Annotated in this window: 24 protein-coding genes; 13 read left to right on the forward strand and 11 right to left on the reverse strand. The window is 48.8% G+C overall.

The genetic code is table 11. The features are described from left to right. Window positions 1–93 precede the first annotated feature (93 nt). A complete protein-coding gene (gene ribB, locus ATB02_RS07105; protein WP_001076997.1) occupies window positions 94–747 on the forward strand; it encodes a 3,4-dihydroxy-2-butanone-4-phosphate synthase in 654 nt (217 codons plus the stop codon). A 53-nt stretch (window positions 748–800) separates the two neighbouring features. Here ribB and ATB02_RS07110 read toward each other — a convergent pair whose 3' ends face one another. From ATB02_RS07110 to ATB02_RS07125, 4 genes are all read right to left on the reverse strand, one after another. Next, a complete protein-coding gene (locus ATB02_RS07110; RefSeq protein ID WP_105271301.1) occupies window positions 801–1,856 on the reverse strand; it encodes a pilus assembly protein in 1,056 nt (351 codons plus the stop codon). Next, window positions 1,853–2,593: a fimbrial biogenesis chaperone gene (locus tag ATB02_RS07115; protein WP_105271302.1), complete on the reverse strand. Its 741-nt coding sequence runs from the start codon at window positions 2,591–2,593 to the stop codon at window positions 1,853–1,855. The genes ATB02_RS07110 and ATB02_RS07115 overlap by 4 nt, the downstream gene beginning before the upstream one ends. Window positions 2,594–2,608: 15 nt before the next feature. After that, window positions 2,609–5,131, reverse strand: a complete 2,523-nt coding sequence (locus ATB02_RS07120; protein WP_105271303.1) for a fimbria/pilus outer membrane usher protein — start codon at window positions 5,129–5,131, stop codon at window positions 2,609–2,611. Between the two features lie 86 nt (window positions 5,132–5,217). Then, window positions 5,218–5,781, reverse strand: coding sequence for a fimbrial-like protein (locus ATB02_RS07125; RefSeq protein ID WP_105271304.1), 564 nt, complete (start codon window positions 5,779–5,781; stop codon window positions 5,218–5,220). Between the two features lie 581 nt (window positions 5,782–6,362). On the opposite strand from ATB02_RS07125, the gene ATB02_RS26340 reads away from it, so the two are divergent. Beyond that, window positions 6,363–6,533 carry a hypothetical protein gene (locus ATB02_RS26340; RefSeq protein ID WP_105271305.1) on the forward strand — a complete coding sequence of 57 codons (171 nt, stop codon included), beginning with the start codon at window positions 6,363–6,365 and terminating at the stop codon, window positions 6,531–6,533. A gap of 61 nt (window positions 6,534–6,594) precedes the next feature. On the opposite strand, the gene zupT is transcribed toward ATB02_RS26340, so the two are convergent. Continuing rightward, on the reverse strand, window positions 6,595–7,368 hold the full coding sequence (zupT, locus tag ATB02_RS07135) for a zinc transporter ZupT (protein WP_001295627.1): 774 nt from the start codon (window positions 7,366–7,368) through the stop codon (window positions 6,595–6,597). A gap of 142 nt (window positions 7,369–7,510) precedes the next feature. Here zupT and ygiD point away from each other — a divergent pair, with 142 nt between their 5' ends. Next, window positions 7,511–8,299, forward strand: a complete 789-nt coding sequence (gene ygiD / locus ATB02_RS07140) for a 4,5-DOPA-extradiol-dioxygenase (RefSeq protein ID WP_105271306.1) — start codon at window positions 7,511–7,513, stop codon at window positions 8,297–8,299. Between the two features lie 37 nt (window positions 8,300–8,336). On the opposite strand, the gene ATB02_RS07145 is transcribed toward ygiD, so the two are convergent. From ATB02_RS07145 to tolC, 3 genes are all read right to left on the reverse strand, one after another. Further along, a complete protein-coding gene (locus tag ATB02_RS07145; RefSeq protein WP_100733764.1) occupies window positions 8,337–9,497 on the reverse strand; it encodes a glutathionylspermidine synthase family protein in 1,161 nt (386 codons plus the stop codon). Window positions 9,498–9,502: 5 nt separating this feature from the next. After that, entirely contained in the window at window positions 9,503–10,174 is a 672-nt protein-coding gene (locus ATB02_RS07150; protein WP_000831543.1) for a DUF1190 family protein, read from the reverse strand. Window positions 10,175–10,321: 147 nt separating this feature from the next. Continuing rightward, window positions 10,322–11,803: an outer membrane channel protein TolC gene (tolC, locus tag ATB02_RS07160; RefSeq protein ID WP_105271307.1), complete on the reverse strand. Its 1,482-nt coding sequence runs from the start codon at window positions 11,801–11,803 to the stop codon at window positions 10,322–10,324. 204 nt (window positions 11,804–12,007) lie between these two features. Between tolC and nudF the strand changes: the two genes are divergently transcribed. The 5 genes from nudF to parE are packed head-to-tail and all read left to right on the forward strand — an operon-like array spanning window position 12,008 to window position 16,414. After that, window positions 12,008–12,637 carry an ADP-ribose diphosphatase gene (nudF, locus tag ATB02_RS07165; RefSeq protein WP_000917127.1) on the forward strand — a complete coding sequence of 210 codons (630 nt, stop codon included), beginning with the start codon at window positions 12,008–12,010 and terminating at the stop codon, window positions 12,635–12,637. Beyond that, a complete protein-coding gene (locus ATB02_RS07170; protein WP_000833393.1) occupies window positions 12,638–13,060 on the forward strand; it encodes a DUF1249 family protein in 423 nt (140 codons plus the stop codon). 24 nt (window positions 13,061–13,084) lie between these two features. Next, on the forward strand, window positions 13,085–13,912 hold the full coding sequence (gene cpdA, locus ATB02_RS07175) for a 3',5'-cyclic-AMP phosphodiesterase (protein ID WP_000444741.1): 828 nt from the start codon (window positions 13,085–13,087) through the stop codon (window positions 13,910–13,912). Further along, window positions 13,912–14,493: an esterase YqiA gene (yqiA, locus tag ATB02_RS07180; protein WP_000105733.1), complete on the forward strand. Its 582-nt coding sequence runs from the start codon at window positions 13,912–13,914 to the stop codon at window positions 14,491–14,493. The genes cpdA and yqiA overlap by 1 nt, the downstream gene beginning before the upstream one ends. A 28-nt stretch (window positions 14,494–14,521) precedes the next feature. Then, entirely contained in the window at window positions 14,522–16,414 is a 1,893-nt protein-coding gene (parE, locus tag ATB02_RS07185; RefSeq protein ID WP_000195269.1) for a DNA topoisomerase IV subunit B, read from the forward strand. Between the two features lie 63 nt (window positions 16,415–16,477). Here the strand turns inward: parE and ATB02_RS07190 are convergent, their stop codons facing one another. Then, a complete protein-coding gene (locus tag ATB02_RS07190) occupies window positions 16,478–18,619 on the reverse strand; it encodes a TonB-dependent siderophore receptor (RefSeq protein WP_105271308.1) in 2,142 nt (713 codons plus the stop codon). A gap of 373 nt (window positions 18,620–18,992) precedes the next feature. On the opposite strand from ATB02_RS07190, the gene ATB02_RS07195 reads away from it, so the two are divergent. The 5 genes from ATB02_RS07195 to ATB02_RS07215 are packed head-to-tail and all read left to right on the forward strand — an operon-like array spanning window position 18,993 to window position 23,670. Beyond that, window positions 18,993–19,802 (forward strand): ABC transporter ATP-binding protein, encoded by an 810-nt coding sequence (locus ATB02_RS07195; RefSeq protein ID WP_088541760.1) that lies wholly within the window; start codon window positions 18,993–18,995, stop codon window positions 19,800–19,802. Further along, window positions 19,799–20,782, forward strand: coding sequence for a FecCD family ABC transporter permease (locus ATB02_RS07200; protein WP_088541759.1), 984 nt, complete (start codon window positions 19,799–19,801; stop codon window positions 20,780–20,782). Before ATB02_RS07195 ends, ATB02_RS07200 begins: the two co-directional genes overlap by 4 nt. 8 nt (window positions 20,783–20,790) lie before the next feature. Continuing rightward, complete coding sequence (locus ATB02_RS07205) at window positions 20,791–21,828, forward strand: FecCD family ABC transporter permease (RefSeq protein ID WP_122997243.1); 1,038 nt, start codon at window positions 20,791–20,793, stop codon at window positions 21,826–21,828. A 10-nt stretch (window positions 21,829–21,838) separates the two neighbouring features. Further along, window positions 21,839–22,786: an iron-siderophore ABC transporter substrate-binding protein gene (locus ATB02_RS07210; RefSeq protein ID WP_001296418.1), complete on the forward strand. Its 948-nt coding sequence runs from the start codon at window positions 21,839–21,841 to the stop codon at window positions 22,784–22,786. Continuing rightward, entirely contained in the window at window positions 22,783–23,670 is an 888-nt protein-coding gene (locus tag ATB02_RS07215; protein WP_032185141.1) for a MurR/RpiR family transcriptional regulator, read from the forward strand. The genes ATB02_RS07210 and ATB02_RS07215 overlap by 4 nt, the downstream gene beginning before the upstream one ends. A 44-nt stretch (window positions 23,671–23,714) precedes the next feature. Here ATB02_RS07215 and ATB02_RS07220 read toward each other — a convergent pair whose 3' ends face one another. Together ATB02_RS07220 and mdaB are read right to left on the reverse strand one after the other, a co-directional pair. Continuing rightward, window positions 23,715–24,029 carry a putative quinol monooxygenase gene (locus tag ATB02_RS07220; protein ID WP_000633737.1) on the reverse strand — a complete coding sequence of 105 codons (315 nt, stop codon included), beginning with the start codon at window positions 24,027–24,029 and terminating at the stop codon, window positions 23,715–23,717. A 30-nt stretch (window positions 24,030–24,059) separates the two neighbouring features. Next, on the reverse strand, window positions 24,060–24,641 hold the full coding sequence (gene mdaB / locus ATB02_RS07225) for an NADPH:quinone oxidoreductase MdaB (protein WP_000065430.1): 582 nt from the start codon (window positions 24,639–24,641) through the stop codon (window positions 24,060–24,062). Between the last annotated feature and the right edge of the window lie 301 nt (window positions 24,642–24,942).

The following is a 24,942-nucleotide window of genomic DNA, read 5'->3' on the forward strand; positions in this document are numbered from 1 at the left end:
GCATGGACCCGCTCACGTTATTTTGGCTATATGCCGCCACTCCTAAGACTGCCCTGATTCTGGTAACCATAATTTTAGTGAGGTTTTTTTACCATGAATCAGACGCTACTTTCCTCTTTTGGTACGCCTTTCGAACGTGTTGAAAATGCACTGGCAGCGCTGCGTGAAGGACGCGGTGTAATGGTGCTTGATGATGAAGACCGTGAAAACGAAGGCGATATGATCTTCCCGGCAGAAACCATGACCGTTGAGCAGATGGCACTGACCATTCGCCACGGTAGCGGTATTGTTTGCCTGTGCATCACTGAAGATCGCCGTAAACAACTCGATCTGCCAATGATGGTCGAAAATAACACCAGCGCTTATGGCACTGGTTTTACCGTGACCATTGAAGCGGCTGAAGGGGTGACTACCGGTGTTTCTGCCGCTGACCGTATTACGACCGTTCGTGCTGCGATTGCTGATGGTGCTAAACCTTCAGACTTGAATCGTCCTGGCCACGTATTCCCACTGCGCGCGCAGGCGGGTGGTGTGCTTACGCGTGGCGGCCATACCGAAGCGACTATTGATCTAATGACGCTGGCAGGCTTTAAACCGGCTGGAGTGTTGTGTGAGCTGACTAATGACGATGGCACGATGGCGCGTGCGCCAGAGTGCATTGAGTTTGCCAATAAACATAATATGGCGCTCGTGACTATTGAAGACCTGGTGGCATACCGTCAGGCACATGAGCGTAAAGCTAGTTAATAACTCAAAATATTGAAGATGTAAACGCCGGGATATTCCCGGCATTTTTATGGTTAGTTGTAGTTAATTTTAACGATCAGATCCTTCTGAAACGGACCATATACGAGTGGTTCACCAGGTTTTTCGGTTAATTCGGCCTGGTAATCACGGGTTGCCATTGCTGCACTCTGACCTGGAATATAAGTGCTAAATAACTTGAACTGGTTAAATTCAATATCTTCTTGCGTTTTTTGATCGGTAATTCGCATGAGCAAGCCATTACCTATTTCCAGATGCGTATTGTCATATAATGTATCTGAAGTAAAGAAATTGGTTGCAATATCAAATTGTTCGGTACAATCAGAAGCAATATCCTTTATTGTAGAAACGCTGAATACGGCCTTCGGTGGGAAAGTTGCAATAGAATTTGCAGCGATTTGCCCAAAATTGACTATCTGACTTTCCGGGGAAATACGGACATTGACACTACAGTCAAGGAATGAAATATTATCTAAGCCAGTAATCGCATAACGTAAATTTTTCGCGTTGGGAGCCAGGTTCGCTCCTCCTTCGCCGTCAAACTGGAGTACGTTGACTGTGCCAAAGTTAACTGTCTGATCACCTGCAGGGCGGCTTTTAAATTTTACATAGACACGAAAGTGAGCATTAAATGTCACACTTTTTTGAAGTGTGCTACCATTGCATACAGGGTCATGATAAATTCCACCATAGTATTGTTCATATTTATCCAGGCACCCATTAGTATCAATTCCTTCGTTTATCCCTTCATAGTCCATACCATTATAAGTGACACCAAAGGTTAGATATGGATTGTTAAGCATGTCGGTGCTGTTGATTGCAGGTAATTTAATCCAGGCATAAATGTTTTCTGTTGGATTGTTCCGCGTCCATCCTGTCGCATTGTCGCAATAAACAGTGATATTGACATCTCCGCTTTCCCAAATTTTTTGCCCCGGTTGCGCGTTCTCTGGAATTTTAAACGTTGGCAATGTTACGTTAATTGTATTAATGGGGTTTGAGGTTTTACTATTCTGATAGCAATCAACAGCAAAAGCTGAAACGTTAAAAAACAGGCAAAGAATCGCCAGTAGTCGAAAAAGCGTAATCATATTTTCCCCTTCTTCGCAGGAGTGCTTTGGCAGAGGGACTGGACGGAATTACATACCACTTTAATCATCTCCAGCCCGCCGTAGTCCGCCACAAAGCCTAACTGGAAGATAGAGGGCAGGTTGTTTAAGTGTTGAGTCGCAGAAGCAAATGGTGCCACCATAATACTGTCCGCACCGGGCATCAGTGTCTTGCCATTAGTGCCGATATAGCCGACAGTAATATGATAAGGCGTCGGGTTATTCAGGGTCAGCCCGGCGGCGGTGCGGGTAATCGTCACTTTTTGCAGAGGAACCATCTCTCCCTCTTTTAACTCAATCGCTTTCGGTCGCCAGAACAGTTTCAGACGGCTTTGCATGGCGATTTGCATGATATTCTGTTCTTTGGCACGCGGCGGAATTTCCCGCACGTTATAGTAGAACAGCGTTTCTCTGTCCTGTGGTAAGTTATTTAACGAGGCCAGCGCCATCAGGCGAATTTGTACTTGCTCATTGGCCTCGATACGTTCCATTGGGGGGAGCGTTGATATGTAATCGCGCGTTTTTTTACCACTGGCATCCTCAATCCACGACTGAGCCAAATAAGGATCGATTTTACTTTGGTTGGTCAGGCGAACCGTTGCACTTTTATTCGAAGCATTAAAAATGATGCGCGTCCTGTCGGGGGAGACTGTCGCCTGGGCGAAGTTGCAGATCCCCAGTAAACAAATCATTCCTGTTGCGGTTAATAGCGATTTCATTTTATTCATCCTGAATTAGTTGACTGTTTTACAAGGCAAAATAATGGCACTTTCGCTGATGTTACTTTGGTTAGGGGGAGTAATTTCGCAGGAGTTATCACCCCAGGTTAAACGCAGGGTGCTGTTTTCCTGAATCCCGCTGAGATAAACAAAGCCATCTTCCGCCACCAGACCCACATCTTTACCTGTCGCTTTATCTGTGACATTCACCCCCAGTGGTGGGAAGCGCCCATTTTCCTGACGAATAACGCCGACGATTTGGTAACCGCTGGTTGCATTCAGTTTTGCGTAGCCGATGGCACCCTGTGTGAGCGTGGTACGAATAACCGAGTTTTCGACATCAACACCTTCTGGTAGATCGTTATTGTTCACCCGTAACATAGAGGTGGTGTAGTTCGATAACGAAGGTACAACGGCAATGCCCAGTCCGTTGGTAACGGTACGGTTAGAGTTGATTTCAACGCCGGAAATACCATCGGTATCGACCATCATGCGGGCGTTATCGCCATAGCTATAATCGTGAAGAGCGACACCATGACGCGTAGCAGTAAGTGAACCGTACCAGCCTGCGGTAACAGAATTATACTGATTCGGCTGCACACTGCCGTTAATGTTCAGACGTCCCCACGGTGAATAGTGCTGGTAGCTGCCACGCAACGTTGGTTCGCCATCGCGAATATTATCGTCCGTTGCTGACGCAGAAATGTTCCAGACATTGTTGCGATCCGACGAGTCATACCAGGAAATCATTTGCGAGGTGTTACTGCCATCCGTGCGCTGCATACTGTAGGAGATGTTGCGACTTTGCTGTAACGGCAGAGAGAAAGAGAAGTAATACTGATTTTCTTCGTCATCATCCCAGCGAATACGACTCACCGCCAGCGATGCGGAAATGCCCTTGAAATCGCCAATATCAAAGTTTTTGCTTACTGATATCGAGTAGTTGGTATTGCTAGGGCTGTCCCAATAAGTATTGCGTGTAACGTTGAGATAAGAGTTTAATTCCAGCGTTTCAAAATACTGATTCAAGGAAATAACATAACTTTCTTTTTCGTTATCGATTGACTCGTCACCATTACGTGAGTTGAGGTACTCATTCATTGACACGTAATTTTTATCAGAAAAGCGATAACCCGCGAAGGTAATCTGGCTGCCCGTTGATTCGAAATGTTTTGCATAGTTAAACCGATAGCTGTAACCACGCAAATTGTCGCTATGTTGTTGCTGTAAAGAGGCATCAGCTCCGGTGACATCGAAAGAAAGCGAACCAAATTGATTGAGATTAAAACCGATGCCAGTGGTGATCGTCTGGTAATCATCCGCAGTGAACATGCCGCCGCCATAGAGCGACACATTGTTCAGCCAGCCCCAGGAGGCTTCTGCCGTCCAGAAAAATGGGTTATTAATATCGTTATGTCCGACAGATGTTGGTTTTCCCAGCGACGTTTTGTAGCGTACTTGCCCTTTACGGGTTAAATAGGGGATGGAAGCGGAACCGACCTGAAAGGTATTGGTACGGCCATCTTCTTCTTCAACAGTGACATCCAGTTGACCCTGGAACGACTGGCCCAAATCAGAAATAGTAAAAGGGCCTGGCGCGACAGTGGTTTGATAAAGTACACGACCATTCTGTGCCACAGTTACTTTAGCGTTGGTCTGCGCGATGCCAGTAATTTGTGGCGCATAACCCTGTAAATCTGGCGGCAACATGCTTTCATCACTTTCCAGCGATGCGCCAGTAAAGTGGAAGGTATCGTAAAGATTGGAGCTCAGGTCGTACTGGCCCATAGTGAATTTTGACGACCAGGAGGGGATAGGGCGAAACAGATAAGTTCGCGCAAATTCGCTGTCGTGGTTTACCGAGCGGCCATCAGCAAAATTCTGATTGTATTGATAATCGCTACGCAAACGCCATGCGCCGAGGTTGAAACCTAAAGTACCGTAGGAACTGATATTTTGGGTGCTGTCTCCGTGATGTGGGGCGTACTGGCTGGCGTATACGTTATAGTCGAGGATAAATCCGGTGATACCGTCATCCCAAAATTCTGGCGGCGTCCAGTTTGTTGCCTGGTATTTCAACCATGCCTGGGGAATGCTAAGCGATAATATCATCGTAGATTTATCTAGCCGTGCAGATAATTCCTGTCGTTGACTTAAATCGAGACACTCGCTTCCAGCAGTGCCTTGTAATGATTCAATAAAGTCTGTATGCAGGCCAAAATTAATTAAATTTTCTCTAGTTAAGCAGAGTAATGAACCGCTTTCATTATCTGCTTTTACCCACTCCAGTATTAATGCTTTCGGTAATATATTTTTATTGATTTGCACTCGGACCAGATATTTACCTGGGGTTATGTAGCCTTTTTTCTCAAAACGAGAGATATCAATATTCTCGCGGTCTTCTGCGTCAATCATATCGACATTGAATTCTACTGCGTGGACTGGCAAAACGAAGAGTAGCGAACACACAACGCCAGACAGGGCATTTTTAATTGCATGGGATAATCTGTCCCCGGTAAACGTGTTTTTATTGTTCATAAAAATCCATTTCTAAAAAGACCCAAAGTTGCCGATGAAATCTCATCGGCTTTACCGCCTGGTGTTGTGTGGGTATTAACTGCCGATTACTTGTAGTCGAGTACGTAATTAGCCTGTGCCTGCACATTACCTGGGGTCGCGGTGCGTCCCAGAGATTCCATACGGGCTTTAAAGTTCAACTCCTGGTAGGAATTAGTCGTCGGGAAGTCGATGGTGATTGGGGTACCAAGAGTCACGTTGGTATTGTCTGATTTCACCAGACGTACGCCTACATCAGTTGCACCGCCGATGTTACCTTCCAGAGTGTTTTTAAGCAGGTTGGAATCGGTAGCGTCAACACTGGCAGAACTAAAGGTGATTTTGACTTTATCAACAGTGTTAGTGCCGTCAGATAAAATACAATCCTGCAAGTGAATGGTGACATCTACAGGCAGAGATTTCTGACCACTTTTTAATACAGTATCAGCAACTTCACCGAGATTTATTGTCTGATCTTCATCACCAGGAGCAATAGAACACGGTGCATCGATAACTTCACCTTTAAACGTTATTTTGCCGGAACCCTGATTAGGGTCATCAGCAAGCGCGTTAAAAGCAACGCCAGATAATAGTGCGGTTGCAACAACAGAGAGGAGCGTTTTTTTAAACATTACTATAATCCTTTATAAATTAGGAAAGGCTGTGAAAGAGGAAAATATAGGTTTGAATCTGATATTAATTCCGCTATGGACATTACCATAGTCAGAGATGATTTTGCTTGTTATTAATACTAAATACTGATTAAGTAAAACTTAAATCATACACTTTTATTATATATTAAGATGCGCATACCTAGATTTTTGTTGTGTGTTGTTGTGAATGATAATTTTTTTGCATGACTCGTGGTGAAAAAATAACCACCTATTGACAAAAGTTTACGTATTATATTGTAAGGTGGTAAAGTATATTTATTAAAACGAGTAGGGGCGTAATAATCGTGAAGATATAATATATATCTAGTGGTGCTTATTAAGTTTTATTATTAATTAGTGATGTTTCATCCTGAAATACGATGCTTTAATAGTCTTGATTGTTCTTTTTTTAACCAAGTGTGGTGTATGATACAACACTTACTATGATCGAAATCATATACTTGATTCACAATTATGCGAGTATATGAATATATTCAACGATGGATATGTGAAATTTTAATGCTAATGTTTAGTAATGTTAAATTTTGAAGGTGAAAAGGATGTTTATTGCCTGGTACTGGATTGTATTAATTGTTCTACTAGCTGGTGGCTATTTTCTTCATCTTAAACGTTACTGTAAAGCTTTTCGTCATGACAGAGATGCGCTGTTAGCTGCTCAAAGTAAATTAGATAAACGCTTCGATAAAGACGTATTTAAAAAGCATCAATAATACCTTTAATAACGATACAGATGTTGCCTTTAGCAATGGGCAACATCTGTCATAATCGTCTTTAACCAATTCCCGCCGTTTGTAGTAGCACTAAACTGAATCCCATCACTGACATTCCACATAGCACGCCATAGCTGGGGTTATTATTGGGGTCAATCTCTTTAGCTAGCGGCATTAATTCATCAACCGAGAGCGCCACCATAATTCCTGCAACCGCCGCCATGATTGCCGCCATGACCACCGGAGAAATCATGCTACCGAGGATTAACCACGCCAGAACACCACCAAGAATTTCTGCCAGCCCAGAAATGCCCGCCCACAAAATTGCGGTGCGTTTTGACCCCGTTGCCGCGTAAACCGGCCCCGCAACTGCCAGACCTTCAGGAATATTATGCAATGCAACAGCCAGCGCGATGCCAAAGCCCAGCTCCAGGTTACTGCTCGCCGTGACAAAGGTGGCAATGCCTTCCGGGAAGTTATGCAGACTGATACCGAGAGTGAGCAGAATGGCTGTGCGCTTGATCGATTTTGGCAACGGCTGCACCGATTTTTGCATTAAATCCTGCGGATGCGCATGTGGCAACATGCGGTCCAGACCAAAATAGCCAAGCAGACCGAAGATAAACATTCCATAACCCAGCACAGGCGACATTCCTTCGGCGGCTAATGCGGCAGGAAGCATTTCCATTAATGAGATGAGCAACATAATCCCCGCCGCAAATCCTAGCGAAAATGCCAGTAAGCGGTTCGAGGGTTTTTGTCCGAGAACGCCGAGAAACGCGCCAATAAACGTGGCTGCCCCCGCCAGTATGGTCAGAATGAGAGGTACTGACATCGACAACTCCTTATAAATCTTTACCTTCAGGCAGATCGTCAAAATAACTGATGATCATCATCATTGTTATCCGGGTTCTTACTCCGCCGAACAAGCGTATTGTGAGGATATCAAAATGACACCTTTAGTTAAGGATATCATCATGTCTTCAACACGTATGCCAGCATTGTTTTTAGGTCACGGTAGTCCGATGAACGTGCTGGAAGATAATTTGTATACCCGCAGCTGGCAGAAGTTGGGGATGACATTGCCACGCCCGCAAGCGATTGTGGTGGTTTCGGCTCACTGGTTTACCCGTGGAACTGGAGTGACCGCGATGGAGACGCCGCCCACGATTCATGATTTTGGCGGTTTTCCGCAGGCGCTGTACGACACCCATTATCCTGCTCCGGGTTCGCCTGCGCTGGCACAGCGTGTGGTTGAGCTGTTAGCGCCGGTCCCTGTGACGCTGGATAAAGAAGCCTGGGGCTTTGACCACGGTTCCTGGGGCGTGCTGATTAAGATGTATCCTGACGCCGACATCCCGATGGTGCAGTTGAGTATCGACAGTAGCAAACCTGCCGCCTGGCATTTCGAAATGGGGCGCAAACTGGCAGCGCTGCGGGATGAAGGAATAATGTTGGTCGCCAGCGGTAACGTGGTGCACAACCTGCGTACGGTGAAGTGGCACGGTGATAGTTCACCGTATCCTTGGGCGATGTCGTTTAATGAGTATGTGAAAGCGAATCTGACGTGGCAAGGACCGGTAGAACAGCATCCTTTGGTGAATTACCTCGACCATGAAGGTGGCGCATTATCGAACCCAACACCGGAACACTTTTTACCACTGCTGTATGTGTTAGGTGCATGGGACGGGCTGGAGCCAATTATCATTCCGGTCGATGGTATAGAAATGGGCAGTTTAAGTATGTTGTCGGTGCAGATAGGCTAATAATTACCGGATGGCGAGTGCCATCCGGTATCATGGCTTATTCAACAAAAATATGTGGATAAAACCGAGACATATCCTGGGTGATCAATGCACGGTCTTCACGAATGCCAATTCCGGCAGGTTGATCGTTCACCAGCCAGCTACCAATCAGCATATAGCTATCGCCGAATTTTGGTAACGGGTGGAATTGCTGAACAATCATCCCTTCTTCGCCATACGGACCTTCTGCTGCTTCAATGGTTTTGCCGTTCTCAATGATCGACACGTTTGCGCCTTCACGGGAGAAGATCGGTTTAACCACATATTTTTCCATTTGCGGATGATCATCTTCCGCAAAATAAGCAGGCAGCAGGTTCGGGTGATTCGGGAACATCTCCCACAGTAGCGGCAGAAGCGCTTTGTTGGAGATAATGCTCTTCCACGCCGGTTCCAGCCAGCGTACGCCTGCATCCTCCAGCTTGGTTGAGAACATCTCACGCAGCATAAATTCCCACGGATACAGCTTGAACAGGTTGGAAATCACTTGATCCTGTAAATCCGTGAACTGACCTTTTTCGCCTAAACCGATATCGTCGATGTAGAGGAATTCGGTAGCGATTTCAGCTTCGGTTGCGCAGTCCTGCAAATATTGAATGGTGCCGCGATCTTCCACTGTATCGCGACAGCAGGTGAGATGTAGCAATTGGAAGCCGAACTGCTCACGCAGCTCGACAAAGCGATCAATAAGCTTTTCTTGCAGACTGTTAAACTGGTCGCTGCCTTCCGGCAGGTTGCCCGCGTTAAGCTGATCTTCCAGCCAGATCCACTGAAAGAACGCCGCCTCGTATAGTGAGGTTGGCGTATCGGCGTTATTTTCCAGAAGTTTAGGTTCGCCAGTGCCATCCCACGCCAGATCGAGACGCGAATAAAGCGACGGCTGGTGAGTCAGCCATGACTGGCGCACAAAACTCCAGGTGTGTTTTGGAATGCGGAATTTAGTCATCAGCTCATCGCTGGCGATCACTTTTTCCACCACTTTCAGGCACATCTGGTGCAGTTCGGCAGTGACTTCTTCCAGCTTTTCAACCTGGGCGAGGGTCAACTTGTAGTAAGCATCTTCACACCAGTATGGCTCTCCGTACATGGTGTGAAAATTGAAACCGTATTCGTGGGCTTTTTCGCGCCAGTCCGGACGCTCGGTAATACTGACTCTTTCCATCGGTATCAGCCACCCATTGAACGAGAAGAGGTGCCAGTTGCGCTACGCTGCATGGTGCTTTGTTTGGCAACAGATTCACCAAAGCCACCGCGGGTAACGGTAGTGGTGGTCGCCGGTTTTGGTGCCATGGCTGTCTTCGGTACGGTCATGGTGCGGCCTGGCTGAGCTGCGCCATAGTTTTTACCGGTGGCATCAGTATATTTACCGTAAGCCGGGCTGGCTGGGTTTTTCGAGGAGAACAGCGGTTGTTGTGCAAAGCCCGCGCCGCCGCCCATCAGACGTCCCATCATGTAACCTGCCATCAGTGGCATCCAGAAACTTCCGCTGGATTGCTGGGCCTGCGCCTGATTTTCAGGTGCCATGCCAGCCTGGGCTGGTGCCTGCTGGCACTGACCTTCACCAAATTCGGCAACACAGTCTTCACGTGTGGCGTATTTCGGCGCAGTACGTTCGGCTTCTTTCAGCGCATTGTTATACGCAGTGGTACATTCGGCGCTTTTGCCTGGGTTTGCGGCTGAGCAGTCATCAGCATTTTGATACAGAGACACTGTCTCATCACTCTTTTCACAGCCTGCCAGCATAAAAACAGTGGCAACAGCAAGAGCGACAGGTGTCAGATGGCGTGCGCTCCAGTTTTTGCGGAACGATGCGTGGCGTATGGATTTTGTCCGTTTCATTTTTGTCTTCCGGGACCAGTGGTAAATACCCATCAGAATAGAGGATGGCTGGTCGAAATTGAAGCGGGAAGGGGGAAGAATGCGGCAGATAACCCGTATCTTTACGTTGCCTTACGTTCAGACGGGGCCGAAGCCCCGTCGTCGTCGTCAGTTACGGAAAGGGTTATGACCGTTACTGGTGGTAGTGCGTGCGGATGTTTGCTGAACGACGGGTGCCGGGCTATCAGGCGCATAACCATCAGCAATAGCATTCTGTTCCGGCGTTTGTGGGGCAACGTTTTCCGGATTAGTGGAAACCGGTTTGCTCAGCGCATTGTTCAGTGCCAGCAGATCCTGCTCGTTCAACGTACCCAGGGCTGACTTAATATTCAGCTGGTTAATCAGGTAGTTATAACGCGCATTCGCCAGCTCTTGCTTGGCGTTGTACAGCGTGGTGGTCGCATCCAACACATCAACAATGGTACGCGTACCGACCGAGTAGCCCGCTTCCATCGCGTCTAATGAGCTTTGAGCGGAAACTACGGCTTGTTTGTAGGCGTTAATGCTGCTGATAGAAGCATTAATGTTGTTGAAGGAGGAACGCACGGTTTGCACGACGCTACGATGCGCGCTTTCCAGTTGTTCGCTGGCACCAACAAAGTTGTACTGTGCCTGTTTCACCTGCGAGTTAACCATTCCGCCCTGATAAATCGGCAGCGAGAAGCTCAGGCCAACTTTGTTCTGTCCCATATTGCTATCGTCATACTGGGTACCAGCGGCACCACGGGTTTTCGAACCGCTATATGAGGTGTCAGAAATCCCGGTAGAAGCCGTTAAATCCAGAGTCGGTAAGTGACCATCCTGCGCCTGGCGAATTTGCTCGCGCGCCAGGTCCTGGCTCAAGCGTGCCTGTAACAGCGACAGGTTGCGTTTTTCGGCTTCTTTCAGCAGCGCGTTAACCGGCTGCGGTTTGTCGGTTTTAAAGTTTTCGACATTCAGCGCCGCCAGTTCCGGATAGTAATTACCGGTGATCTGACGCAGTTGCTCTACAGCGTTATCGAGGTTATTACGTGCGGTCACTTCATTCGCCAGCACGGTATCGTACTGTGCACGGGCGTTCTGCACGTCGGTGATCGCCACCAGGCCCACGTTAAAACGTTGAGTGGTTTGATCTAACTGACGGTAGATCGCTTCTTTTTGCGCCTGCGTATAGGAAAGAACATCAATGGCATTCAACACGTTGAAATAAGCAGTCGCGGTGTTGAGGATCAAGGTTTGTTGATCGGTCTGATACGTGACGTCCTGAATACCAGCTGCTTTTTCCTGTAGCGTTAACGCACGCCATTTCGACATATCAAAAATGGATTGAGTTAACTGCAGGGACGCACTGGTCGCGTTAGAGTTGATGCCGTTCGCGTCGCGGTAGCCGTTGCTATAGGTGTAATCTGCACCTAAACCTAGCTGTGGCAGTAATGGACTGCGCGCTTCATTAATTTTTTCAAAGGCAGCATCACGATCGGCGGCAGACTTACGCAATTCCGGGTTACTAAGGCGTGCTTGCTGATAAACTTGCATCAGGTTCTCGGCCTGGCTCAACGTACTGAACCCAGAAAGGCTCAGGCCGATAAGAATGGGGAGCAATTTCTTCATTTGCATTCCTTGTGGTGAAGCAGTATTTAGCGCGATCAAACTGTAAAATTATTGCGGATTCTAGCAGAAGCCGCTACCGCAAAAGGTTGGCGTTACGTGCCATAGGGCGTTAATGTGCCTCAATTTAACACATGACTGCTCAAACGGCAGTCAAACGTCGCTGAAATTCACATTTAATTCACTATTAGTGCCAGGACATTAACAATGCTTAAGCCAGACAACCTGCCCGTTACTTTTGGCAAAAACGATGTTGAAATTATTGCACGAGAAACACTTTATCGCGGCTTTTTTTCATTAGATCTTTATAGATTTCGTCATCGTCTATTCAACGGGCAAATGAGTCGTGAGGTACGGCGGGAAATTTTTGAGCGCGGTCACGCCGCAGTCTTGCTACCCTTTGACCCAGTGCGCGATGAAGTTGTGCTGATTGAGCAGATTCGGATTGCCGCGTATGACACCAGCGAAACCCCCTGGCTACTGGAGATGGTGGCCGGGATGATTGAAGAGGGTGAAAGTGTGGAAGATGTCGCCCGTCGCGAAGCGATTGAAGAGGCGGGACTGATAGTCAAACGGACCAAACCGGTGTTAAGTTTCCTGGCAAGCCCTGGGGGCACCAGTGAGCGTTCGTCAATTATGGTGGGCGAAGTGGACGCCACGACCGCAAGCGGTATTCACGGTCTGGCTGATGAAAACGAAGATATTCGCGTTCATGTGGTAAGCCGGGAACAGGCATACCAATGGGTAGAAGAGGGGAAAATCGACAACGCAGCGTCGGTCATCGCTTTGCAATGGCTGCAGCTGCATCATCAAGCGTTAAAAAATGAGTGGGCATAAATGAAGCGTTACACACCTGACTTTCCTGAAATGATGCGCCTGTGCGAGATGAACTTTTCACAATTGCGGCGTTTGTTACCGCGCAATGACGCACCCGGCGAAACTGTAAGCTATCAGGTGGCAAACGCACAATATCGGCTAACGATTGTGGAATCGACCCGATACACTACCCTGGTGACAATCGAACAGACTGCGCCCGCGATCAGTTACTGGAGCCTTCCGTCAATGACGGTGCGTCTGTATCATGACGCGATGGTGGCTGAAGTGTGTTCAAGTCAGCAGATTTTTCGCTTCAAAGCGCGGTATGATTATCCTAATAAAAAGTTGCATCAACGCGACGAAAAGCATCAAATTAACCAGTTTTTAGCGGACTGGTTGCGATACTGTTTAGCACATGGAGCGATGGCGATTCCGGTTTATTAGCGTCGTGAAACCTAAGGACACCATTTGGAAAGCCTGTTAACCCTTCCTCTGGCTGGTGAGGCCAGAGTCAGGATTTTACAAATTACCGACACTCACCTGTTTGCGCAAAAGCACGAAGCCCTGTTGGGGGTAAATACCTGGGAAAGCTACCAGGCGGTGCTGGAGGCGATTCGTCCACACCAGCACGAATTCGACCTGATTGTCGCGACCGGTGATTTAGCGCAGGATCAATCCTCTGCGGCCTATCAGCATTTCGCTGAAGGCATCGCAAGTTTTCGTGCGCCCTGCGTCTGGCTGCCGGGCAACCACGATTTTCAGCCTGCGATGTACAGCGCGCTACAGGATGCGGGGATCTCCCCGGCGAAGCGGGTGTTTATTGGTGAGCAATGGCAAATCCTGTTGCTGGATAGCCAGGTGTTTGGCGTGCCGCACGGTGAGCTGAGCGAGTTTCAGCTTGAGTGGCTGGAACGTAAACTGGCTGATGCGCCAGAACGCCATACGTTGCTGCTGCTGCACCATCATCCGTTGCCTGCGGGCTGTAGCTGGCTTGACCAACACAGTCTGCGTAACGCGGGCGAACTGGATAACGTGCTGGCGAAGTTTCCGAACGTTAAATACTTGCTGTGTGGACATATCCATCAGGAGCTGGATCTCGACTGGAATGGTCGTCGCCTGCTGGCAACGCCATCGACCTGTGTACAGTTTAAGCCGCATTGTTCCAACTTTACGCTGGACACCATCGCGCCTGGCTGGCGTACGCTCGAGTTACATGCTGATGGTACCCTGACCACCGAGGTGCACCGCCTGGCGGACACACGTTTCCAACCTGATACCGCTTCAGAAGGCTACTGATGTCTACGCTTCTTTATTTACACGGTTTCAACAGTTCGCCGCGCTCTGCAAAAGCGAGTTTGTTGAAAAACTGGCTGGCGGAACATCACCCTGACGTTGAGATGATCATTCCGCAGTTACCGCCGTACCCTTCCGATGCGGCAGAACTGCTGGAATCCATTGTCCTGGAACATGGCGGCGATTCGCTGGGGATCGTCGGTTCATCACTGGGGGGATATTACGCCACCTGGTTGTCGCAATGTTTTATGCTGCCCGCCGTGGTGGTAAACCCAGCGGTGCGCCCGTTTGAACTGTTGACGGACTATCTCGGTCAGAACGAGAACCCCTACACCGGGCAGCAATATGTGCTAGAGTCACGCCATATTTACGATCTCAAAGTCATGCAGATTGACCCGCTGGAAGCGCCGGATTTGATCTGGCTGCTGCAACAGACGGGAGATGAAGTGCTGGATTACCGCCAGGCGGTGGCGTACTACGCTTCCTGCCGCCAGACTGTTATAGAAGGCGGCAACCACGCATTCACAGGCTTCGAAGATTATTTCAACCCGATCGTCGATTTTCTTGGTCTGCACCATCTCTGACGATCAACTCGAATTGCTAACTTAAACCATGACGCAAACTTATAACGCTGATGCCATTGAGGTACTCACCGGGCTTGAGCCGGTTCGCCGCCGCCCGGGGATGTATACCGATACCACGCGCCCTAACCATTTGGGGCAAGAAGTCATTGATAACAGTGTCGATGAAGCACTGGCGGGTCACGCAAAACGCGTGGACGTTATTTTACATGCTGACCAGTCGTTAGAAGTGATTGATGATGGTCGCGGGATGCCGGTGGATATTCACCCTGAAGAAGGCGTTCCGGCGGTCGAACTGATTCTTTGCCGTTTGCACGCGGGTGGTAAATTTTCTAACAAAAACTACCAGTTCTCTGGCGGCCTGCATGGCGTGGGGATTTCGGTGGTTAACGCCCTGTCGAAGCGCGTAGAAGTTAACGTACGCCGCGATGGTCAGATCTATAACATCGCCTTTGAAAATGGCGAAAAGGTACAGGATTTGCAGGTTGTTGGCACTTGCGGTAAACGCAATACCGGTACCAGCGTGCACTTCTGGCCGGATGAAGCCTTCTTTGACAGCCCGCGCTTCTCTGTTTCACGCCTGACGCATGTGCTGAAAGCCAAAGCGGTACTGTGCCCGGGCGTTGAGATCACTTTTAAAGATGAGATCAACAACACCGAACAACGCTGGTGCTATCAGGACGGTCTGAACGATTACCTGGCGGAAGCGGTAAACGGTTTACCGACGCTGCCGGAAAAACCGTTTATCGGTAATTTCGCTGGCGATACTGAAGCGGTGGACTGGGCGCTACTGTGGCTGCCAGAAGGTGGAGAACTGCTGACCGAAAGCTACGTCAACCTGATCCCTACGATGCAGGGCGGTACGCACGTTAACGGTTTGCGTCAGGGCCTGCTGGACGCAATGCGCGAGTTCTGTGAATACCGCAACATTCTGCCGCGCGGCGTGAAGCTGTCGGCGGAAGATATCTGGGATCGCTGCGCCTATGTGCTGTCAGTAAAAATGCAGGATCCACAGTTTGCCGGGCAGACCAAAGAGCGCCTCTCCTCGCGTCAATGTGCGGCATTCGTTTCTGGTGTAGTGAAAGATGCTTTCATCCTGTGGCTGAACCAGAACGTTCAGGCGGCTGAACTGTTGGCAGAAATGGCGATTTCCAGCGCCCAGCGTCGTATGCGTGCGGCCAAAAAAGTGGTGCGTAAAAAGCTGACCAGCGGTCCGGCACTGCCCGGAAAACTGGCTGACTGTACCGCGCAGGATCTTAACCGCACCGAACTGTTTCTCGTGGAAGGTGACTCCGCAGGCGGCTCTGCCAAGCAGGCGCGCGATCGTGAATATCAGGCGATCATGCCGCTGAAAGGTAAGATCCTTAACACCTGGGAAGTCTCTTCTGATGAAGTGCTTGCTTCGCAGGAAGTGCACGATATTTCGGTAGCGATCGGTATCGATCCTGACAGCGACGATCTTAGCCAACTGCGTTATGGCAAGATCTGTATTCTGGCGGATGCGGACTCCGATGGTCTACACATTGCCACGCTGCTTTGCGCTTTGTTTGTAAAACACTTCCGCGCGTTGGTGAAACACGGTCACGTTTACGTTGCTCTGCCACCGCTCTACCGCATTGACCTTGGCAAAGAGGTCTATTACGCACTGACAGAAGAAGAAAAAGAGGGCGTGCTCGAGCAATTAAAACGCAAGAAAGGCAAGCCGAACGTTCAGCGTTTTAAAGGTCTGGGGGAAATGAACCCGATGCAATTGCGCGAAACCACGCTTGATCCGAATACTCGCCGTCTGGTGCAGTTGACCATCGATGATGAAGACGATCAGCGTACTGACGCGATGATGGACATGCTGCTGGCGAAGAAACGCTCGGAAGATCGCCGCAACTGGTTGCAAGAGAAAGGCGACATGGCAGAGATTGAGGTCTGATAATCCTCCCGCCAGAAGAATAAAACATAGCCCGGTATACAAGTGTATACCGGGCTTTTTTGATCAAAATTCCATTTTCACCGTAAATTGCACTTCACGAGGATCGCCAATCTGGTTGCCCAGATTATTTGTGGCGATGGAAGAGGTGTAATACGTTTTATCAAACAGGTTTTTGACGTTTAATTGCAGTGTGACCGGATACTGCAATTTCATTTTGTATGCGGCGAAGGCATCGGCAACAAAATAGCCTGGCAGATAATAGTCAGCCCCATTGGTTGCCGAACGACGGCTTACACCATGTCCACCACCGCCAAATGTCAGCGTATTATTGCCTGGCATGTTATGAATATCATAGGTCAGGAATAGCGAACCGGTATGACGAGGAACATTCGGCAATGGTTTCCCTGCATAATCAGGATCCTCCAGAACCTTAGCATCGGTATAGCCGTAGCTGGCAATGATATTAATGTTTTCAGTTAATGCTCCCGCAAGGTCGACTTCTACCCCTCTTGAACGAACACGGCCTGCCGTTTTGGCAATGGTTTCATCACCAACACTTTCGGTATACAACACATTACGTTTATGGATATCAAACAGCGCAATATCTGCGGTGATACCATCGAATAGCTCGAATTTTGCCCCGACTTCGTAAGCATTAGATGATTCTGGTGGCAGATCGCCAATGTAGCTGGCAATTGACGATTGCGGCATAAATGTTTGCGAATAATTGGCAAATAAGGATACCGATGGCGTCAGTTTGTAGACCAATCCCAGTTTGGGAGTCCATTGTTCATCGCGGCTGTCAGTATTGACATTAAAAGGACGGCCTTTACCCGCATACTGCGTGTAATACTGATAGCGGAGCCCGGCGACGGCAATCCAGTTATCGGTCAGATAGAGTGCATCCTGTGCATAAGCTGAGTAGCTCTCCTGTTTGATCGTCTGATCACTGTCCGACGCCGAGACCGTTGTGCATTTGCTGGTATTGCCATAAACAGGGTTGTAAATATTGAAATCTTTAGCGTTTTTACAGCGAATCATATCTGTGCGCAGAAGATCATAATATTCATATGACACCCCACCCAGAATCTCATTATAGAATCCAGCAACATCAACATTCCCTTGCAGATCCGCACGAGTAGCATGCATACGCTGGGTAGATCCTTGAGTTGCATCAACACGCCGTGTCAGCGTTCCTGTCGTTGCATCATACGCGGTAACACGCGCCTGATTATCGCTGTATTTATCCTGGCTGTAGCTGTAATCAAAGCGCGCTGTCCACTGGCTATTGAGATGATATTCTGCGTTGAGTTGCGCCAGATCGGACTGACCATCTGTAATATTAAACGGTTCGTCGAAACGTATTTTTCGATCAACGTTTACGGGCTGTTTCGTCGTAAGATCGAAAATCGTTCCACGATCGAACGGCGTTTTATAATCCCGATGAGAATAGAGCATGGTTACTGTTGCATTATCACCAAACCAGGTGAGTGATGGAGCAATAAATGTACTGCGCTCTTTACCGAAGTTTCGCCAGTAATCTTCATCCTGCACTTCCCCGGTAAGGCGATACGCCAGCTGAGTGCCTTCAATGGGACCTGTGATATCCAATTGCCCAGTGCCTCCGCCAAAACTGGAGGAAGTGGCTGAGACAGTACCATGGAATGTTTTTTCCGGGCGCTTTGTCACGACGTTAATCAGTCCGCCAGGATCGAGAATGCCATACAGCGTGGAGGCCGGACCTTTTAGCACTTCCACACGTTCTGTGGCGGCGTTGAAACTGCGAGGAAGTACAGTTCGCAGGCCGTTGGTCATGATGGAGCCATCCCGGTTAGCACCAAACCCACGACGTACAAAAGCATCCTGAGTCCCGCCTAATGTATTGGTCTGTACCACGTTACTGACGTTATAAAGTGCCTCATCCAGCGTCGTCGCATTCTGATTTTCCAGAACTTGATCGCTAACCGTATTGACCACCTGCGGGATATCCAGCATCGGCATATCGGTTAATGTCGCCGTGGAGGTGCTCAGAGGTTGATAACCATCGGTCGCCTCAGTTGCGGTATTTGCATCCGCTGTAACAGTGATTGTTTCGCCATCTTTGGTCGTTACAGTGTCGGTTGCATGAATCATCGGTGCTGCAAAGAGCAGTGAAAAGAGCGCTCGACCTTTGAGTCCTGAGAATGAAGGTGTGAACATAGCCATTTAGTCTGTTATCCCAAAAACTCGCGGATTGTCGCGAGTGAAAATTGTTTCTTATTGCTCACTAAGCACTATCCGTTTGTTATTTCGCCATCGGATATGTAATTGAGAATCATTCAATCACGCGGTAATGTAGTAGTAAATGAGAAATAACAAAAAATTGCTACATGTGTTTTTATGAAAGGTTTATACAATTTAATTGTTTTTAATTTATTGATATTTAATGTTTTTATTTTTATGTGCAAAAATATTTTACCTGTTATTTACCTTGTTTTTGTGTGACTTTTAACTGCTTGACTACTACATTTTGTGGCGTCAAACTCTCAAAGGAGAATGAGTTTTATTTTTGTTTTTCTTTGATTAAGTTGGCGTACACGTGGCACATAACGCAAAAGGGCAGGGGCTGATCCTCGACAATGTTTCTGCCGGGTATCACAAGAAAATCATTGTTGATGGTGTTTCTTTCTCCGTTCCCACAGAAAAAATGACCGTTCTGGTTGGGGCAAACGGCTGTGGAAAGTCGACGCTGCTCAGCACCATTGCTCGTATCTTGCAACCCATGGGCGGTTCGATATTGCTTGATGGCAACGCGATTCACGAGCAACCAACGAAAGCGTTATCCCGTAGACTTGGGATCTTGCCGCAGTCGCCATTATTGCCGGAGGGCTTAACCGTTTATGAACTGGTGTCGCGTGGGCGTTTTCCCTGGCAGAATTTCATTCGTCAATGGAGCGACGCCGATGAGCTGGCGGTAGAAGAGGCCCTGAAATTAACGGGTACGCAGGAGTTTGCACATTTACCTGTTGAAAAACTCTCTGGTGGGCAGCGCCAGCGTTGCTGGATTGCGATGGTGTTGGCGCAAAAGACGCCTTATATCCTGCTGGATGAACCCACAACCTGGCTTGATTTACGTTATCAGGTTGAAATTCTTGAGTTATTACATGATTTAACGCGTCATCACGGGCGTACAGTCGTCGTGGTGTTGCATGATCTGAATTTTGCCGTCAATTATGGCGATACGTTGATATTTTTACGCCAGGGGAAAGTGGTGCGTGTGTTGAATGAGGGGGAGCATTGCACGCCTGAGCTGGTAAAAGCGGTCTTTGACGTTGATGTTCACGCATCAATAAATCCTCTGACGGGAAAGCCGTTCTTCATGCCGTTTCGTGGTGTAGAAAAAGTATGATGCGCACAGGGCTGGTTACTGTAATTTTCCTCGCCTTACTGCTGGTGGGATGCGTGGTATATCCAGGGATTGGTGCCCGATTTATTGCACCACAAACGGTGTTGCAGGCATTTCTTCATTTTGATCCGCAAAACTTCGATCACAACGTAATTGTAAGACTCCGTTTGCCGCGTTTAGCGGCAGCATTGCTTACCGGTGCTTCTCTTGGCGTTGCTGGTGCTTTGTTGCAGGCTGTCATTCGTAACCCATTGGGGGAGCCACATATTTTAGGCTTAAATGCCGGAGCCGCTCTTGCTGTCGTTGCCGCCAGTGCGCTTGGACTGGCCTTTCCGATTGGACGCCCACTGCTGGCATCTACGGGGGGCGCGTTATTGTTCCTGTTGATATTGCTGCTTTCCTCCGCAGGGCGTTCAGGGTTAACGCCAATGAAAGTTACTTTATGCGGCGTGGCGCTATCGGCGTTCGTGTCCTCAATAACGGCTGCAATCCTGATTCTTGACGAACAAACACTGCTGGCGATGCGGACATGGCTAGCAGGTGATTTAGCGGGGCAGGATTGGGCGACGCTGGGTACGTCCGCCTGGTTTTCTCTGGGGGGATTTGTGTTAGCCCTTTACCTTGCACCCTCCCTTAACATGTTGGCACTGGGCGATCGCATGGCGCAGGGGCTGGGCGTCTCTGTATTCCGCACGCGAACATTCACCCTGCTTGCGATCGCGTTGCTCTGTGGCGCAGCCGTATCGATTGCTGGCCCCATTGGTTTTGTCGGCCTGCTAGTACCGCAGATTGTCCGGCGTCTGGTATCAGCGGATCTGCGCGTTCTGCTCCCTCTTTCAGCTTGTGTCGGCGCACTTTTGTTATTACTGGCAGATATTATTGCCCGTACGCTTTTCACGCCCCATGAGTTAGCGACCGGTGTCATGACGGCGTTAGTTGGTGCGCCTGTTTTTGTCATTATGGCGACGAGGATGTTCAAATGAGTCGGATAATGAACGTCGGGCTACGCCCACTACGTGTTGGTAAGTTTTCGACACTGGTACGCCCTAAAAATCTGCTGTTGCTTGGTGGGCTGTTCCTGCTTGCGGTTGGAATACTGATATTCGGTCTGATGCAGGGTTCTTTCTCTGTTCCGGCATCGGAAGTAGGACGAGCGTTGTTTGCTCCAGAAAACGTAAGCACAGACGCACGTTATATTGTGCAGGATATTCGCTTGCCGAGAGTCATCATGGCATTGCTATGCGGGGCCATGTTAGGTATGGCAGGGGCCGCAATGCAATCCATTGCACGTAACGGCCTTGCCGATCCTGGGTTAATCGGCGTTAAAGAAGGATGTAGCGTGGCTGTGCTGTGGCTGATTTTCCAGTTTCCAATGCTGGGAGTGTTCTGGCGTCCAGTGGCTGGTCTTGCTGGTGGCCTGTTGGTGGCTTTAATCGTGATTTTTTGTGCGCGCGATATTTCCCGCCCGCGATTTGTTCTGATTGGTATTGGTGTTTCCTGGTTTTTCGCCGCCGGTATCGGTGTATTTATGACCACTGCAGATGTTCGAGATGTACAAACTGCATTGATGTGGTTATCGGGAAGCCTGCATGCAGCTAACTGGATGTTAGTCGGTATTTCAGCCTGTTGGATGTTGCCAGCCGCTCTTTTATTGCTGTTCACCGCCAGGACGGCGGATATCGCTCTGCTTGGTCATCAGGTGGCAACCGGGTTAGGCGTGAATAGTTCTCGCCTGGCGTTGTTACGTGTCGCCGCACCCATAATCCTGACAGCCGTCTGCGTTTCGTGTGTTGGTAACATAGGTTTTGTCGGATTGATAGCACCCCATATATCACGTTTTATTCTACGTGGCGGGCAGACGACATTACTGCTGGGGAGCGCGGTATCGGGGGCGTTGTTAGTTATTCTGGCGGATAGCATTGGTCGTTTGGCTTTTTTGCCTTTGCAACTGCCTGCCGGAATCATTATCTCACTGATTGGTGGACCATTTTTTTTGCTACTGCTCTGGCAGCGCAGGAACAGTTTTTAACGGGAGTTATATGCGTTTATTTTTTTCTCTGCTGATACTGTTGTCATTTTTTTCCCGTGCAACAGAACCTGTTCAGGTATTTACTGATGATTTAGGGCGCAAAGTCACTGTTCCTGCTCATCCAAAGAGAATTGTCTCTTTACACGATCTTGATATCACTATTCCTCTGATTGAGCTCGGTGTACCTCCTGTCGCCAGCCACGGGCGAACTCGGCCTGACGGTAGCCATTTCATTCGATCTGGCGCGTTATTGACAGGTGTCGACTTTGATAATTCATCGATCGCCTTTATTGGTACCGCTGATATTGATATTGAAGCGATTGTGGCGGCAAAGCCTGACCTGATCATCACAGAACCGACCCGTAATACGCCCATTGAACAACTTGAAAAAATTGCGCCCACGGTGAGCATTGATCATCTCAAAGGGGGCGCGCCAGAAATCTATCGCAAGCTGGCAGAACTTACAGGAACGCAGTCGCAGCTGGCGATACTTGAACGCCGCTATCAGGCACAAATCAATGCGCTGAAGGCGACGCTGGACAGCCAAAAAATAACGGTATCGGTGATTCAGGCAAACCAGGGAAAAATTAATGTGATGCATAGCTATCATTCGCTGGGGCGGGTATTACGCGATGCTGGTTTTCGTTTTCCGCCGCTGATTGAGAGCATTCCTGAAGGTGGGCGAATGGATGTGAGCGCGGAGCGTTTACCTGAACTGGATGCCGATTTTGTTTTTGCAACCTGGCGCGGTGACACCGGTGGTAAACCTCAGGATGAGCTGGCAGCAATGGAAAAAGTCATGCCGGGATGGTGTCAGTTTCTGACTGCCTGTCGTTCCGGGCGTTATGTGCTGATTTCTCGTGAAGAGGCAATTTCTAACTCCTTTGCATCTCTGGGGCTGATGGCTGCGCAGATACAATCACAAATTGCAGGGCGACCTCTACCGGAGGCTAAATGATCCAGAAAGATAAAGCGCGGGTTGATATTTTTGGTGAGCGTTTTCGCACTCGCGCGAGTCAGTTAACGCCTGGGTTAAGAGCTGTCGCCAGCTACATTAATGAGCATCGTGAAGTGGTACTCGAGCAAACGGCGATGGAAATTGCGGCCACGTTGAACACTTCCGATGCCACAGTTATCAGGGCTATACAGGCCCTGGGGTTTGCCGGGCTGCGTGATCTGAAACGCACTCTGGAACAGTGGCTTGGTCCAGCCCTTAGTTCCAGCGAAAAGATGTCTACGACGGTGAGTAACTTGACGAGCGATGTTAACACCGCAATCGACTTTGTTCTTGAAGGGCATTTGTATACCTGTAATGTCCTGTCAGAGCCTGAAAACCGCCACGCGCTTGCGCAAGCTGTAGCGTTGTTGGTGCAGGCACGGCAAGTCGCAATTTTTGGCATTGGCGCTTCGGGTATTCTGGCGGACTATACCGCACGACTATTCAACCGCATAGGTTTGCCTGCCACGGCACTAAACCGTACGGGTATTGGCCTTGCCGAGCAACTGATCGCGCTTCAACGTGGCGATGTTCTGATCATGATGGCGCAAAAATCTGCGCACCGGGAAGGGGTGACGACGCTTCGTGAGGCGAGGCGGCTGGGGATCCCTGTTATTTTGCTGACAAACGCGCTGGATTCACGTTTTAGCAAAGACGCCAGTATCGTGATTCATGTTCCGCGCGGGGATGAAAAAGGGAAAACGCCGCTACATGGTACGGTATTGTTGTGTCTGGAAATGATTGTCTGGTCGGTAGCTTCCGCAGTGCCGCAGCGTGCGGTTAAAACCATTAAGCGAATTAACGATTTCCATCGAGGACTGAAAACGGGAAGAAAGAATGGCTAATCTGGGCTGAGACCGGTAGCAGCACCGGCCTCTTTTCAGGAATGTTAAATCCCCGGTTGCAGAATACGAATATTCATCTCCAGCACGTCGCCTTTTACGGCTTCGCTGTACGCCTTCATGTGCGGGGTTTGCAGGTGCGCTTCAAGGTGCGCGATGCTTTCCCACTGCTCAATCATCACGATAGAATCCGGTGCCATAGACTGGAAACTCACGCCAGCAGCGCAATCCACCATTGGCGCATAGCCGTGGCAACCTTCTTCTTTCAGTACGGTTGGAACGATTTTAGCAAACTGATCCAACACTGCCTGACGGTGATGTTGACCTGGACGAGTACGGATTTCTGCGATTACTGTAATCATGGTTAACTCCTTCTAAAGCCAGAGCTCTAGTTAACCAAAAATTTCCACAAGATGCTTGCGATATTCTTCAGTATAGCGGGGAACATCAGGCATTTTTATCACGTCATTAGCGATAAATGTCGGCAGCGGTTCCATACCAAGGAATTGGTTTGCTTTATGGAATGGTAGATACACACCGTCAACGCCAACCCCGTGGAAGAACTGATCTTTTTCGGTGAAAGCTTCCATTGGTGCGTTCCAGGTCAGGGAAAGCATATATTTTTTGCCCTGTACCAGGCCGCCGGAACCGTATTTTTTTGATGGATCTTTGCGGGTACGACCATCGCTGGCATACAGAGTCCCGTGACCTTCGGTGAATACATCATCAATATATTTTTTCACTGTCCACGGCGCGCCCATCCACCAGCCTGGCATCTGCCAGATCACCACATCAGCCCAGAGAAAGTTTTGTACTTCCGCTTTGACATCGTAGTCGCTGTCGGCGCGAACGATGCGGACATCATGCCCGAGGTCGCGCAGCGTGCCATCCGCGACTTCGGTCAGGGTGTCGTTCAGTTGACCATTGGAGTGGGCGAATTTTTTCGCACCGTTGATAATCAGGATGTTGCTCATTTTTTAACCTCAAGGTGAGACGTTTGCCGACTATAGTACGTCACAGAGCGGTACGGTGAAATTAGCAAAATGTGCAAAGTCTTTTGCGAATTTAGCAAAAGTCTGATCTTGCTCCGATTCACCGATGCAGGATAAATATTTTCTGAAAATGACAATACTGATAGCCATTCCTCATAATTCCTACTCGCACCGGATTAATTTACAGGTTTGGTTCGGTTTTTTGGGGATTAAAAATATGGCGTTGGATAAGTAAAAATGAAAATATCAACGCGTCACGTTGATAATTATAAATGGATTTTTA

This window comes from Escherichia sp. MOD1-EC5189, from assembly GCF_002966045.1.
Lineage (GTDB): Bacteria > Pseudomonadota > Gammaproteobacteria > Enterobacterales > Enterobacteriaceae > Escherichia > Escherichia coli_F.